The organism is Streptosporangium heterodermiicola (genome assembly GCF_051390675.1).
Taxonomy (GTDB): domain Bacteria; phylum Actinomycetota; class Actinomycetes; order Streptosporangiales; family Streptosporangiaceae; genus Streptosporangium.
In genome coordinates this window covers 159,065-171,455 of the sequence record NZ_JBPJSR010000002.1, presented here as the reverse complement: position 1 = coordinate 171,455, position 12,391 = coordinate 159,065, and the positions used below count along the sequence as shown (strand labels likewise).

At 70.7% G+C, this 12,391-nt stretch carries 13 protein-coding genes; 5 read left to right on the top strand and 8 right to left on the bottom strand.

The features are described from left to right. Positions 1–51: 51 nt before the first annotated feature. Positions 52–1,488 (bottom strand): glutamate-cysteine ligase family protein, encoded by a 1,437-nt coding sequence (locus ACSC1Q_RS04585; RefSeq protein ID WP_436757383.1) that lies wholly within the window; start codon positions 1,486–1,488, stop codon positions 52–54. Between the two features lie 190 nt (positions 1,489–1,678). Here ACSC1Q_RS04585 and ACSC1Q_RS04580 point away from each other — a divergent pair, with 190 nt between their 5' ends. Both ACSC1Q_RS04580 and ACSC1Q_RS04575 read left to right on the top strand, forming a co-directional pair. Beyond that, the gene (locus tag ACSC1Q_RS04580) at positions 1,679–2,761 is read left to right on the top strand and encodes an alcohol dehydrogenase catalytic domain-containing protein (protein WP_436757382.1); all 1,083 of its coding nucleotides are present in this window, start codon (positions 1,679–1,681) and stop codon (positions 2,759–2,761) included. A gap of 589 nt (positions 2,762–3,350) precedes the next feature. Beyond that, positions 3,351–5,255: a S9 family peptidase gene (locus ACSC1Q_RS04575; protein ID WP_436757381.1), complete on the top strand. Its 1,905-nt coding sequence runs from the start codon at positions 3,351–3,353 to the stop codon at positions 5,253–5,255. Between the two features lie 186 nt (positions 5,256–5,441). Here ACSC1Q_RS04575 and ACSC1Q_RS04570 read toward each other — a convergent pair whose 3' ends face one another. Then, positions 5,442–6,380: an MBL fold metallo-hydrolase gene (locus tag ACSC1Q_RS04570; protein ID WP_436757380.1), complete on the bottom strand. Its 939-nt coding sequence runs from the start codon at positions 6,378–6,380 to the stop codon at positions 5,442–5,444. A 172-nt stretch (positions 6,381–6,552) separates the two neighbouring features. On the opposite strand from ACSC1Q_RS04570, the gene ACSC1Q_RS04565 reads away from it, so the two are divergent. Further along, positions 6,553–7,206, top strand: a complete 654-nt coding sequence (locus ACSC1Q_RS04565) for a DUF4232 domain-containing protein (RefSeq protein ID WP_436757379.1) — start codon at positions 6,553–6,555, stop codon at positions 7,204–7,206. Here ACSC1Q_RS04565 and ACSC1Q_RS04560 read toward each other — a convergent pair. Both ACSC1Q_RS04560 and ACSC1Q_RS04555 read right to left on the bottom strand, forming a co-directional pair. Then, positions 7,175–7,693 carry a MerR family transcriptional regulator gene (locus ACSC1Q_RS04560; protein ID WP_436757378.1) on the bottom strand — a complete coding sequence of 173 codons (519 nt, stop codon included), beginning with the start codon at positions 7,691–7,693 and terminating at the stop codon, positions 7,175–7,177. The genes ACSC1Q_RS04565 and ACSC1Q_RS04560 overlap by 32 nt on opposite strands. Beyond that, positions 7,690–8,037 carry a hypothetical protein gene (locus tag ACSC1Q_RS04555; protein WP_436757377.1) on the bottom strand — a complete coding sequence of 116 codons (348 nt, stop codon included), beginning with the start codon at positions 8,035–8,037 and terminating at the stop codon, positions 7,690–7,692. The genes ACSC1Q_RS04560 and ACSC1Q_RS04555 overlap by 4 nt, the downstream gene beginning before the upstream one ends. Positions 8,038–8,367: 330 nt before the next feature. On the opposite strand from ACSC1Q_RS04555, the gene ACSC1Q_RS04550 reads away from it, so the two are divergent. Next, on the top strand, positions 8,368–8,913 hold the full coding sequence (locus ACSC1Q_RS04550; protein ID WP_436757376.1) for an NUDIX domain-containing protein: 546 nt from the start codon (positions 8,368–8,370) through the stop codon (positions 8,911–8,913). Between the two features lie 69 nt (positions 8,914–8,982). Here the strand turns inward: ACSC1Q_RS04550 and ACSC1Q_RS04545 are convergent, their stop codons facing one another. The 4 genes from ACSC1Q_RS04545 to ACSC1Q_RS04530 form a co-directional block, all read right to left on the bottom strand. Beyond that, complete coding sequence (locus ACSC1Q_RS04545; RefSeq protein ID WP_436757375.1) at positions 8,983–9,498, bottom strand: SSI family serine proteinase inhibitor; 516 nt, start codon at positions 9,496–9,498, stop codon at positions 8,983–8,985. Between the two features lie 393 nt (positions 9,499–9,891). Next, positions 9,892–10,107, bottom strand: a complete 216-nt coding sequence (locus ACSC1Q_RS04540; protein WP_436757374.1) for a hypothetical protein — start codon at positions 10,105–10,107, stop codon at positions 9,892–9,894. A 177-nt stretch (positions 10,108–10,284) separates the two neighbouring features. Further along, entirely contained in the window at positions 10,285–10,557 is a 273-nt protein-coding gene (locus ACSC1Q_RS04535) for a hypothetical protein (protein WP_436757373.1), read from the bottom strand. Positions 10,558–10,611: 54 nt separating this feature from the next. Then, positions 10,612–11,151, bottom strand: coding sequence for a hypothetical protein (locus ACSC1Q_RS04530; protein WP_436757372.1), 540 nt, complete (start codon positions 11,149–11,151; stop codon positions 10,612–10,614). A 224-nt stretch (positions 11,152–11,375) separates the two neighbouring features. On the opposite strand from ACSC1Q_RS04530, the gene ACSC1Q_RS04525 reads away from it, so the two are divergent. Continuing rightward, a complete protein-coding gene (locus ACSC1Q_RS04525) occupies positions 11,376–12,350 on the top strand; it encodes an aldo/keto reductase (RefSeq protein ID WP_436757371.1) in 975 nt (324 codons plus the stop codon). Positions 12,351–12,391: the final 41 nt, after the last annotated feature.

The window sequence follows — 12,391 nt, the reverse complement described above, 5'->3', positions numbered from 1 at the left end:
TTGTAGTTAAAAGTTGTAGTTAAAAGGCCGGGCGAACGGTCCCTTCGGTAGTCAGAAAGGCCAGGTGTGGACGGGCTCCCCGGCCAGCGACAGCTCCCGGTACCGGCTCACCACGCGCGCCGCCGCGGCCTGGTCGCCGCCCTCGCGGGCCAGCGCCTCCCGCTGCCAGATGGAGCCGGTACGGCGGCGGACGACGCGTTCGCGCACGATGTCCAGTGCCCAACGGGTCTCCTCAGGGTCCACGCCCATCCTGTCGAGCCCGGCCTCGGCGAGCGGCAGCAGGTCCAGGGCGAGCCGCTCCGCCGGGACCTCCTCGTCCAGGCCCGGCCAGCTCAGCGGCGCGTCCAGGCCGTGGATCGCGGCGCGGTAGAAGTTGCGGTAAGCCCCGGCGAAGGGGAAGTCCTCCACCGGCTCGACGGCCAGGGCGGCGGTCAGCCCGAGCAGGAACGCCGTGTTGGCCGCCATGTCGGGCGCGCTCGGCCCGGCGGGCAGCGCGCGCATCTCCACCCGCAGGTGGCCTCCGTCACCGGGGTCGTAGACCGGCCGGTTCCACTGCCACACGGTGCCCTGGTGGAGCCGGAGCTCGGCCAGCCCGGGAACGCCCCCGGCGGGCACCTCCTCCGGCGCCGAGGTCATCGGCAGCACCGGCTCGTAGTCGCGGACGCACGTCTCGAACATCTCCTCGATGCCCCCCACCCAGCCGGAACCGAACCCCACCCGCCGGTCCCTGCGGTCGAGCCGCTCCACGTCCCGATCGTCGGCGGCCTCCTCGAACAGCGCGATCCTGGTCTCCTCCCACAGCCGCCTGCCCAGGAAGGAGGGTGAGTTCCCGCTGACCGCGAGGACCGGGCCGATGGCCAGCTGGGCGGCGTTGTAGACACGGGCGAAGTCGGCGGGGGTCGTGCGGAGGTGGACCTGCCAGGAGGTGTTGGCGCTCTCCAAAATCACCCCCTCGACCTCCAGCTCCAGCAGCTCGACGCCCTCGACGCGCACCCGGAACGGCTCCGTGCGCAGCCGCCGCATGCCCCTCGCCAGCGCCCGGTAGCGGCCCTCGCCGCTCAGCGCCCCGTGGGTGAAGTCGAACTCGCTCAGCGACGGCAGGATCCCGATCGCCACGGCCTGCCCGCCCTGCGTGGCGGCCGCCGCGTCCACCACGGCCATGATCTCCCGCATCTCACCCAGCAGGGCGCTGAACGGCCGCCCGGCGATCGGCAGCGGGGTCAGGTTGGCCTCCAGGTTGAACCTGCCCAGCTCCAGCGTGAGCCGGTCGTCGTCCGCGGCGTCCTGCACCTCGTGGTTACGGGGAAGCGGCCGCCCGTCGGGCGTTATGAGGAACATCTCCAGCTCGGCTCCGATGGTCGCGGGACCGGTGCCGAAGCCCGGCCTCGCGAGCACCTCGCGGAGGGTGTCGAGCTGCTCCGCCAGTTTTCCCCTGAAACGGAGGAACTCCGCCTCGGAATAGCGGTCCTTGTCGACTTTCTGCCCCATCGCACCGTCCGATCAGTTGACCCTTGTGCCCCTCCCTCTCTCCCAGAGTGCGCGTTCTAATCAGAACGCCTCGACACCGGGGGCGCGCACGGCGTTGCTCGCCGACCCAATAGGCTCACCGGCCAGACGGGCTTGCCGGCGGAAGGGGCCGGAAGCCGGGGCAGAGCCGGGGCAAGAGGAGTGTGCGCGGATGCGAGCGGTGGTCTTCGACGCCTTCGGGGCCGATCCAGAGGTCCGGGAGGTGCCCGCCCCCGAGCCTCCGCCCGGGGGAGCGGTGATCCGCGTGGAGGCCACCGGGCTGTGCCGGAGCGACTGGCACGGCTGGCAGGGCCACGACCCCGACATCCGGGTGTTCCCCCACGTACCGGGGCACGAGCTCGCCGGGGTCGTCGAGGCCGTGGGCTCCGGCGTCGCCTCGTGGCGGCCCGGCGACCGCGTCACCGTCCCGTTCGTCTGCGCCTGCGGCTCCTGCGCGGCCTGCCTGTCCGGAGATCATCAGGTCTGCGAGCACCAGACCCAGCCGGGGTTCACCCGCTGGGGTTCCTTCGCCGAGTACGTGGCCGTCGACCACGCGGACGTGAACCTGGTACGGCTCCCCGAGGAGATGGCCTTCACCACCGCCGCGAGCCTGGGCTGCCGCTTCGCCACCTCGTACCGCGCCGTGACCACTGTGGGCCGGGTGCGGCCGGACGAGTGGGTGGTCGTGCACGGCTGCGGCGGGGTGGGACTGTCCGCCGTCATGATCGCCGCCGCGGCCGGGGCCCGGGTGATCGCCGTGGACGTCTCGCCGGGCGCCTTGGAACTGGCCCGGCGGTTCGGCGCCGTCGCCTGTATCGGCGCCGAGCCGTCCGAGGCCGAACCATCCGGGGGCGAAGTGTCTGGGGCTGAACCGTCCGGGGCCGACGTCGCCGCGCGTGTCAGGGAGCTGACCTCGGGCGGCGCCCACGTCTCCATCGACGCGCTCGGCAGCCCCGGGACGTGCCTGGCGTCGATCGAGAGCCTGCGCCGCCGGGGACGCCACGTCCAGATCGGCCTGCTGCCCGGCCTCACCCCGGTCCCGATGGGCCGGGTGATCGGCCACGAGCTCGAACTCCTCGGCAGCCACGGCATGGCAGCCCACGCCTACCCGGCGATGCTGGAGGCCGTCGCCGACGGCACCCTGAACCCGGACGCCCTGGTCACCCGTTCCATCGGGCTGGACGAGGCGGGGGCCGCGCTCGCCTCGATCGGTTCCGTCCCCGGGGTCACGATGATCCTGCCGTCCCCGCGCTGACGGGCTCATCGGTCTTATCGGGCTCACCGGTCTTATCTCTCTTATCGCTCTTATCGGGCGCGCACGCGTCCGGGCGGGATCCCGGTGACTCCGTCCCCCGCTTGTCGCCGGTCGGCTGGGCCGTCGGCTTCCGGCGCGTCTCCCCGACGGGGTGACGAATTCCTCGATCTCCCCGGAAGCGCTCGTTTTCGGTAGTCCTGAAATTTCATGATGAGCCCGGCGAATTCTCAGGTACCACTGGATCTCGCGGACGATCCTTTTCCCGGGGCGGACGTGAACCCGTTGCCCTCAGGGGACCCGGTCGTAGCGGGAGCCGTGCACGACCCGCGAGAGAGTTCGTTCGGCGGACACCGCGACCATCCCTCCACCAGGGCCTTCCCGAAAGGAGGGTTCCCATCAAGAGCGACAAAAGCCCGTCAATGGCTCAATCGTTCTTTCGTGTCGGTGTCTTCAGGTATTCGATGAGGCCGGGCAGACAATCCCCTTTCCCGAAAGGGCAAAACACAACACCAGCACCATCTCCACCAGAACCGACATAGCACTTTAAATGATCTTATCAATGACTAAAGGGGTGATAGCGTTGTTGACCATGCGTCCAGAAGACCTCGCCCTGCTCAACGTCCCCGGCAGTGTCACGCTCCACGGCGACCTCCTCCTCGTCGACGTGGCCCGGCCCGATCCGGAGGCCGACACCTACCGGGGAAGCCTGTGGCGGGTGCCGGAGGACGGGCCGCCCGTCCGGTTCACCTTCGGCGAGCGCGACAGCGCGCCGCGCGTCTCCCCCGACGGCGCCCGGGTCGCCTTCCTGCGTGCCGATGACGACGACGCCCCGCAGGTGTACGTGATGCCCACCGGCGGTGGCGAGGCCCGGCCGGTCACCGATCTGCCGCTGGGCGCGGGCGTCCCGGTCTGGGCGCCGGACTCCCGCCGGATCGCGTTCGTCGCCCGGGTCGCCGAGCCCGGCCGGTACGGCACCGAGGAGGGGGTGAGCGCCTCCGCCGAGGCGCCCCGCCGGATCACCGGGCTGCGCTACCGGACCGAGGGGGTCGGCTTCGTCGTCGACCGGCGGCAGAGCCTGTTCGTGGTCAACGCCCTCGCCGACGTCCCGAAGCCGGTGCGGCTGACCGAGGGGCCCTACGAGGTGGACTCCCCCGGCTGGACGCCGGACGGCGAGCACGTGCTGGTCTCGGCCCCCCGCGACCTCGACGGCGAGAGCCTGCACACGGACGTGTACGCGGTCCCGTCCGGCGGGGGCGCCCCGATCCTCGCGGTGCGCAGCGACGGCTCCGCCGAGCATCCCGTCGCCCTGCCGGACGGGGACGTGCTCTACCTCGGCACGGAGTTCTCCGGCATCGACGCGATCGCCCACAACGTGGGCCTCTACCGCGCGCCACTGCGCATCGGCGACGGCGACGGGGCGGGAGCGACCGGGACCCGGCTGACCGAGGAGGAGTCGGTGGACTGCGAGCCGCTGCCCCCCGTACCCAGGGAGGACGGCGTCCTGGTCGCGGTGCGGACGCGCGGCGCGATCGAGCTGCGCCTGGTCCCCTCCGGCGCCGACGGCACGCCGCTGGAGAAGCTCGTCCCGGTCTTGGGCGAGCGGGCGCGCGTCAAGGCGTTCACCACCTGCGGGGAGCGGATCGTCGCGGTGCTGTCCACGCCCGTGAGCCCCGGCGAGGTGGTCACCCCCGACGGGCCGCTGACCGACTTCGCGGGCTCTCTGCCCGGGATGAGGCCGCTGCGCGAGATCACCGCCGTCTCCGCGGACGGCTACCCGGTCCACGGCTGGCTGGCCCTGCCCGAGGGCGACGGGCCGCACCCGGTCCTGCTGAACGTGCACGGCGGCCCGTTCCACCAGCACGGATGGTCGTTCCTGGACGAGACCCAGGTCTACGCGGGCGCCGGGTACGCGGTGGTCCTGCCCAACCCGCGCGGCTCCTGCGGGTACGGCCAGGCGCACGGCCGGTCGGTGATCGGCGCGCTGGGCACCGTGGACGCCGACGACGTGCTCGCCCTGCTGGACGCGGCACTGGCCGACCCCGCGTGCGACGCCGGGCGGGTGGGCGTGATGGGCGGCTCCTACGGCGGCTTCATGACCAGCTGGCTGGCCGCCCGGCACGGGGACCGGTTCAGGGCCGCCTGGAGCGAGCGCGCGGTCAACGCCTGGGACTCCTTCACCGGCTCCTCCGACATCGGCTGGTTCTTCGCCGAGGCCTACTGCGGCCCCGACCCGGAGGCCCAGCGCGCGATGAGCCCGCTCTATCAGGCCGACCGGATCACCCTGCCGTTCGCGGTGGTCCACTCCGAGGACGACCTCCGCTGCCCGGTCGAGCAGGCGCAGCGGATGTTCGTCGCGCTGCGCCGCAACGGCGCCCCCGCCGAGCTCCTGCTCTTCCCCTCCGGAGGGCACGAGCTCACGCGCGGCGGCCGCCCGAGACACCGTGTGCAGCGCTTCGAGGCCGTCCTGGAGTGGTGGTCCCGCCACCTGTCCTGACGTTCCGGCCCGTAGTTCCGGACGGGGAGACCGGTGGCGTACGAGACCCGGTGAGACCGGGGCGCCGGACCCATGGCCCCGGGTCCCGGCGGTCCCGGGCTTCGGGTCCCGGAGGTCCCGGCGCGGCCGGACGGACCGGCTCAAGCCGGGGGCGGGCTCAGGCAGGTTCTCGGCCGGCGGGCAGGCTCAGGCCAGGCAGGTGAGGGGTTTGCCCCCGTTGTAGTCGATCATCTCCAGCATCGCGGTGACCAGGTCGATCCGCCCGCCCGGGGGCAGCCCGTCCAGCTCGGCGTAGGCCCGGTGCAGGTTGCCGACGATGCGCTCGGGGTCGAGCAGTCCGGCGTACTCCCCGAGGTCGGTCTCGCGCGCGGTCTCCAGCGGGGACAGCCCGGCCTGCCTGCCGCGCTCGGCGGTGGCGAGCACGAACCGCAGATAGCCCTGCACGTGGTCGATGATCTCCGGCCCGCACACCCCGCCGTGTCCCGGGACGATCGTCTCCGCGCCCAGCGCCCTGAGCTCGTCGAGCGCCGCGATGGCCCCGGTCACCGATCCCATCATCACGAACGGCGTGCCGCCGTTGAACACCAGGTCGCCGGAGAACAGCAGCGACCGTTCGGGTATCCACACGATCGAGTCGTTGGTCGTGTGGGCCGGGACGCCGATGTGCCGTACCTCGCAGCGCAGCTCGTCGGAGTGGACGGTCACCCCGTCGGTGTAGGTGAGGAACGGCGGGTGGATCTCCAGGTTGCCCCAGTCGACCTCGGTCCAGGCCAGCTTCAGGTAGTCGGGGATCCCGTCGGCGAGGATCATCTCCCTGGTCCGCTCGTGCCCGACGATCGTCGCCTCGGGGAAGGCGGAGTTGCCGAAGGTGTGGTCACCGTGGTGGTGGGTGTTGACCAGCGTCGTGACCGGCCGGTCGGTGACCGACCTGATGGCCTCGCGGTAGGCGAGCGTGCGGCGCTCGGTGGAGCAGGAGTCCACACTGATCACTCCACGGCGGCCGACCAGGAAGCCCGTGTTGTTGATCCACCAGCTCCCGTCGGGCTGAAGGTAGGCGTAGATCCCCTCGGAGACCTCCTCGACGCGCGCCGGGGGCAGGGGATGGTCGTGTCGCGATGAACTCATGCCTGGGATTGTCGCGCCTGCGCCCGTCGCCGGTCACACCGAATGATATCTTTTGAGTGTTATAGACGTATTTCACAGGTAAAAGTACGCACCGCCACCGGGGACCGGAGAGATCAGGAAGCCGGTCGCCTCGCCCGGCAACAAAACCGATCCGGCGCGCGTCCAACGGACCATGAAACGATCCATCGGTTCCGGGCGGCTCGCGGTCACCTCGGCGGTGGCGGCGGCCGTGCTGACGGCCCTGGCCGCGTGCGCCCCGCCCGGTCTCCCCCTCGGAGAACTCCCGGGGAACGCCACGGGAAAGGCTTCGGGGGCCGTCCTGGAGAACGCCGTCCCCTCCCCGGCCCCGAGCTCCGCACCCACGCGTCCCACCGCCACCGCCGTTCGTGCCGCGAGCCTGCGGGTCACGAACGCCGCCGCCGCGCGCTGCCGCACCGAGGCGCTCGCGGCACGCATCGGCAGGGTGGACGCGGGAGCGGGACAGCGGTACGCGCCCCTGGTCTTCACCAACACCTCCGGCAGAACCTGCTGGGTGTACGGCTTCGTCGGTCTCATCATGATCGACGGGAGCGGTGACGCGCTGCGTACCAGGACGCGCCGGGAGAGCGTCACGCCCCGCCGGATCACCCTGCGGCCGGGAGCGAGCGCGCACGCCAGGCTGCACTGGAACCAGGTGCCCGGCGGGAGCCACCCCTGCGTCACGTCCGCCCGGCTGATGATCATCCCGCCGGACGAGGTGGCGCACCTGGAGATCCCCTTCAGGGCAACGGTCTGCGGTGACGGCCGCCTGGACGTCACCCCGATGGCCCCCGGGACACGCCTGTGAGGCCCTGACCGGCCCCGACACCAGACGTGCCCGGCATTCGGCCCCCTGCCTCAGGATCGGAGAACGGCAGGGGGCAGCGCGGGGCGGCCGAGCAGGCCGCCAGGTCGTCACACCCGGCGTCCACCGCCTGGACCAGCGACTCGCGGATCAGCCGGAGATCGGCGATCCTCCGTTCCACCTCGGCCAGTTTCGCCCCCGCCCGCTTCCGCAGCCCGCCGTTCCCCGCGCCGTGGCGGCGCCCGGCCGCCTCCACCAGCTCCGCCACCTCCCCCAGCGTGAAGCCGAGCCGCTGCGCCATCTTGATCGCCCGCAGGACGGCGACCGTCTCCGGTGGATAGAGCCGGTGCCCGCCGTTGCTGCGCGGCGGCTCCTCCAGCAGCCCGCGCCGGTGGTAGTAGCGCAACGTCTGCGCGTTGACCCCCGCCGCCTCCGCCACCTCCCCGGTACGGAGCCACTCCCCGCTCACCGGGACGCCTCGGGGGCTCACCGGGACATCCCGGGTGCCGCCGCGAGCGCCCGTGCCGCCAGGCCGTCGAGCACCCCGCTGTGGGTCACGGGCACCTCGACGTCCAAGGCCAGGTCGTCCCGGTCCCGGGTGAACGTGAAGGTGAAGAAGGAACAGCACGCCGTCTCCCGCGCCGCCAGATCACGGGCGACCTCCTCCACCCGGTCCGCCTCACCCTCCCGGGCGCCGCGCAGGTCGAGCCGCAGGTGAGTCGGGCTCACCCGCTCCAGGCCGCCCAGCGCCGAGGCGAACAACGCGTCGAACTCCGCCACCCGCAGGGGCCGCTCCCCAGTGGGAAGCACGCATTCGGCCGGTGCCCACTCCATGAACCCTCCAAGACCTCTCCAAGGCCGGGCCGCCCGTCTCCGACGCGAGCGGCCCCGCATCCCGACGGTAAGCCTGTACCGGGGTACCGGATACAACCTCAGATCGCCGACCTTTCACCAGGGGAAAACCTTGGTCGCCGGGGAAAACACCGACACTTCGCCCCGTCACACGGTGAGGTACGCCCGCCCGTACCGAACGGACATCGAGACCGGGCACGCGGTGTGGACACCGTTCCCGGCCCGCTCCGGGCCCGCTCCCGGCCGAGTCGTCGAAGAGTTTCCGATGTAGCGTGACGCCGAGATCAGGCAACCACGCTGGGAGTACGCCGCATGCGCTGGCAGGTCCACTCCGAAGAACCCCTCTACACCGACCCCTGGCTCGATGTCCGGGTGGCGGATGTGGAGCTTCCCGACGGCAGGCACCTGGACCACCGGCTGATCCGTACCGCGCCCGGGGCCGGGGCCGTCGTCACCGACGACCGGCGGCGGGTGTTGCTGATCTGGCGGCACCGCTTCATCACCGACTCGTGGGGCTGGGAGATCCCCATCGGGGGGATCGAGGACGGTGAGGAGCCGGTCGCCGCCGCCGCGCGGGAGTTCGAGGAGGAGACCGGATGGCGGCCAGGACCGCTGCGCCCGCTGCTGAGCGTCCAGCCGACCAACGGCATCTCCGACTCGGTCCACCACGTCTTCCGCGCCCACGGCGCCACTCACATCGGCCCACCGACCGAGACGTGGGAGGCCGAGCGCGTCGAATGGGTGCCTCTCACCGACATCCGCGACCTGGTCGGTACGGGCGGCATCGTGTGCGGCACCAGCATGGCCGCACTGCTCTACGCCCTCACCGAGTCAACCGCACCGGGGGAAGAGCGGTGAAGATGGTGGGTAGGCGGAAGAAACCGGGCGGGGGGACGTTCTTCGACATCGCCGACGTCTACTCCTTTGTCAGAAACCGCCGACCACCCCGAGCGCACTGCGCAGCAGGCAAAGATTTCCGAAGGTCTGGGACGACAAGCTGAACCGGCCGTCCCACACACCGACCGCCGCTGCCGTCGTCGGCTCATACTGCAACGGACAGAACGTCTCCACTCGCGGCTTGAACCTGCTCATATCGCCACCCACAGGCGCCAGAGCCGCGCACGCCTCCCGAGTCTTCGGGTGTGTCCCCCCGCCGAGCGGCGAACACTGCAGTACCGTCGTCTTGATGGGCGGCAAAATGGCCGGTCCCCAGGCGATCGTCAGCACCAGGGCCCGATGCGGTGGAGCACCCGCAGACGCACCTGGCAACGGCTCACCAAGCGGATCAGCGCTCGCGGGCAGCCTCCCGGCCCCAATCAGCAGGCCGAAGAACGCCACAGAAGAGAACGCATACCGCGTAAACCGCTTACCCACATCATCCTCCACCCCGCGACGTTTGACGTCCCAAGCGTGATCAAGAGCGACTTGGAAACCAAGCGTCAACCCCTGTGGCATAAGTCAAGATCTTTCCGGTCAGGTAAAACCTGAGCGCCGGCGATCCGCGCCACAACGCGGCGGGGCGCGCCCGCCCGCGCCACCCGAACCTCGGGGCTGGACATACGGCGTGGGCGCCGGTCCCGCACCCGCCCGGCGCGGACGGCCGGACCCCGCCGCACCAGCCCGCCCGCCGTACCGAACACCGCGCCGACCGTGAACGCACCACCGACCGCTCCGACCACCGGCCCGCTCATGTTCATCAGGAACGCTCGAATGGTGGGAGCAACACCTCTGCCGCCCCGCTTCCGACGCGCGGGCCTGGCGGCCCTGTGCTTCGGGTCGGGTTGACCGGATGACATGGCTATCAGCAACGAGAGTGACCTACTCCTGTCGCCGCCGTCAGATGTCCCTGGCCTGCCGTAGCCGGTCCAACGCATCGTTGACCAGGCGACCGGGGTTTCCCAGTTCGTACGCCATCCGGTGGCGTTCGTCGTCCTCCCAAGCCCTGATGGCGGCCCCGAGGTCACCCGACCTACCGGCAGTGATGACGATCTCTTGGCCGTTGACGCGCTTCGTGGCCGCATTGCCCAGGATGACCCAGCCGTGCATGGTCACGCCCCCCGAGCGGCCACGATCAGGTCAACGACCTTTCCGGGTGCTCTCGCCCGACGGTTTGGAGGTCAGGACCGTTGCGGATGGACACCGGGTAGCAGCCAGAGCGCGATCCCACGGTCACCGTGACGTCGCGCCCGCCTTGAGGGCCGGTTACGGCGAGCTCAGGTGGATGCCGGTTCATCCACCATCGGGGGCCAGGCCGGTTGAACCAGTTCGGGGGATTGGGTGACCACCGTAGAGCCCGAGACTGATCGTGGTGTGACGCCGGGCACGGATGCCCCGCTCCGTGAGAAGCCGTTGCACAGCGCACAGTGCCTGGTCATGGCTTGCCGCCGTGCTCTCGTCGATCGTCTCTTCGAGCGCGCTGTGAAAATAGGCACGCAGACGACGCGCGGTCTCCTCGTCGCCTGCGTCCCGATGCTGCGGATCGCTCTCGTCCCCGAATGCCATGCAGGAGACCGTAAGCGCAGCTCACAGGGGCAAGGGGCCCAGAATGGGCCCCTCCTACATGGGTACCCCTACGAACTCGGCGAGCGCCATCGCGTCAGCCTTGAGGGGGCCGCGCGTACTGGTGGCCAACTCGGCGACCAGCGACCACGCCGAGGGGGTGAAGCGAACCGTCTCGGGAGAGGAGTCGCGTGCCCGGTTCATGAAGTGCAGCGCACCGGCTTTGTCGTCACGCTGGTCGTACGCGCGGGCGAACTCCACGAGCACCCGCGTGCGGCGCTCGACCGAGGGCACCTGATCGAGGTCGATGGACTCGGCACGCTGGAGAGCGACGCCGGGTGTGCGGAGATCGACTCCGACAGAGACGGCGTGAATGTCGGTGTTGCCCTGGCTGAAGACCGTCCAGGCGTGGGTGTAACCCTTGGGGAGCTGCCCGGCTACCGCGTTGGCCACGTCCCAGTGACGCCAGGCATCCCCGTCCCTGCTCTCTCTGGCGTGCGTGATCGCGGCGTGCAGGTTGAGCGCCCCGTACATGCCACGCATGTCGTTGGAACCGTCCTCCAGGCGAGGCCGCAGCACGTCAACCGCTTCGTTCACCGCCCTGAGTGCCTCGTCGGCGTAACCGGTCTCCCGCAGGCCGTTGGCGTAGGACCAGGCCGCACCGGCGAGCGACAGCGGGTCAGTGGCCTCGACAGCCCGGTATGTGAGCGTGGAGCGCGCCGGAGGAAAGAGCGGTGAAGGCGGCGAGGTGGGTGGGACAAACCGGGTGAGGGTGGCGGTCGTAGGGTGGGGTTCAAGGTCTGAAGATCCGGAGGTTTGTCATGGAGTACGTGCGCCTGGGGTCAACCGGGATGAAAGTGTCTAGGGTCTGCCTTGGCATGATGAGCTATGGCGATCCCGCTAAATGGGGCGAGTGGGTGCTGGACGAGGCCGCCTCCGAGCCGATCGTGCGACGGGCCGCCGACGCGGGGGTGACGTTCTTCGACACCGCCGACATCTACTCCTACGGCACCAGCGAGGAGGTCACCGGCCGGCTGCTCGCCAGGATCTTCCCCAGCAGGGACGACTACGTACTGGCCACCAAGGTGTTCATGCCGATGGACGAGGGCGTCAACTCCGGCGGCCTGTCGCGCAAGCACATCCACTCGGCGATCGACGCCTCGCTGCGCCGCCTGGGCACCGACTACGTGGACCTCTACCAGATCCACCGCTGGGACCCAGACACGCCGATCGAGGAGACCATGGAGGCCCTGCACGACGTCGTACGCTCCGGCAAGGCCCGCTACATCGGCGCCTCCAGCATGTACGCCTGGCAGTTCGCCAAGGCCCAGCACACCGCGCAGACCCACGGCTGGACCAAGTTCGTGTCGATGCAGAACCACTACAACCTTCTTCACAGAGAGGAAGAGCGGGAGATGAACCCGCTCTGCCTCGACCAGGGGGTCGGCCTGATCCCGTGGAGCCCGCTGGCCCGGGGCCTGCTGGCCCGCGCCGGATCCGACGAGAAGACCACCCGGGCGGGCAGCGATCCTCGCATCGACTCCCTCTACGACGACGCCGACAACGACCGCCTGATCCTCGACCGGGTCGCCCAGGTGGCCAGGGAGCGCGAGGTCGCCCCCGCGCGGGTGGCGCTGTCGTGGCTGCTCCACCAGCCCGGCCTGTCGGCCCCGATCGTGGGCGCGACCAAGGACCGGCACGTGGACGACGCGGTCGCCGCGGTGGACCTGTCCCTCACCGAGAAGGAGCTCGCCTTCCTCGCCGAGCCGTACCGCCCCCGGGTCGTCAAGCACTGAGTCCTACCGGGCCGGGGACGTCGAGCAGTGACGTCCCCGGC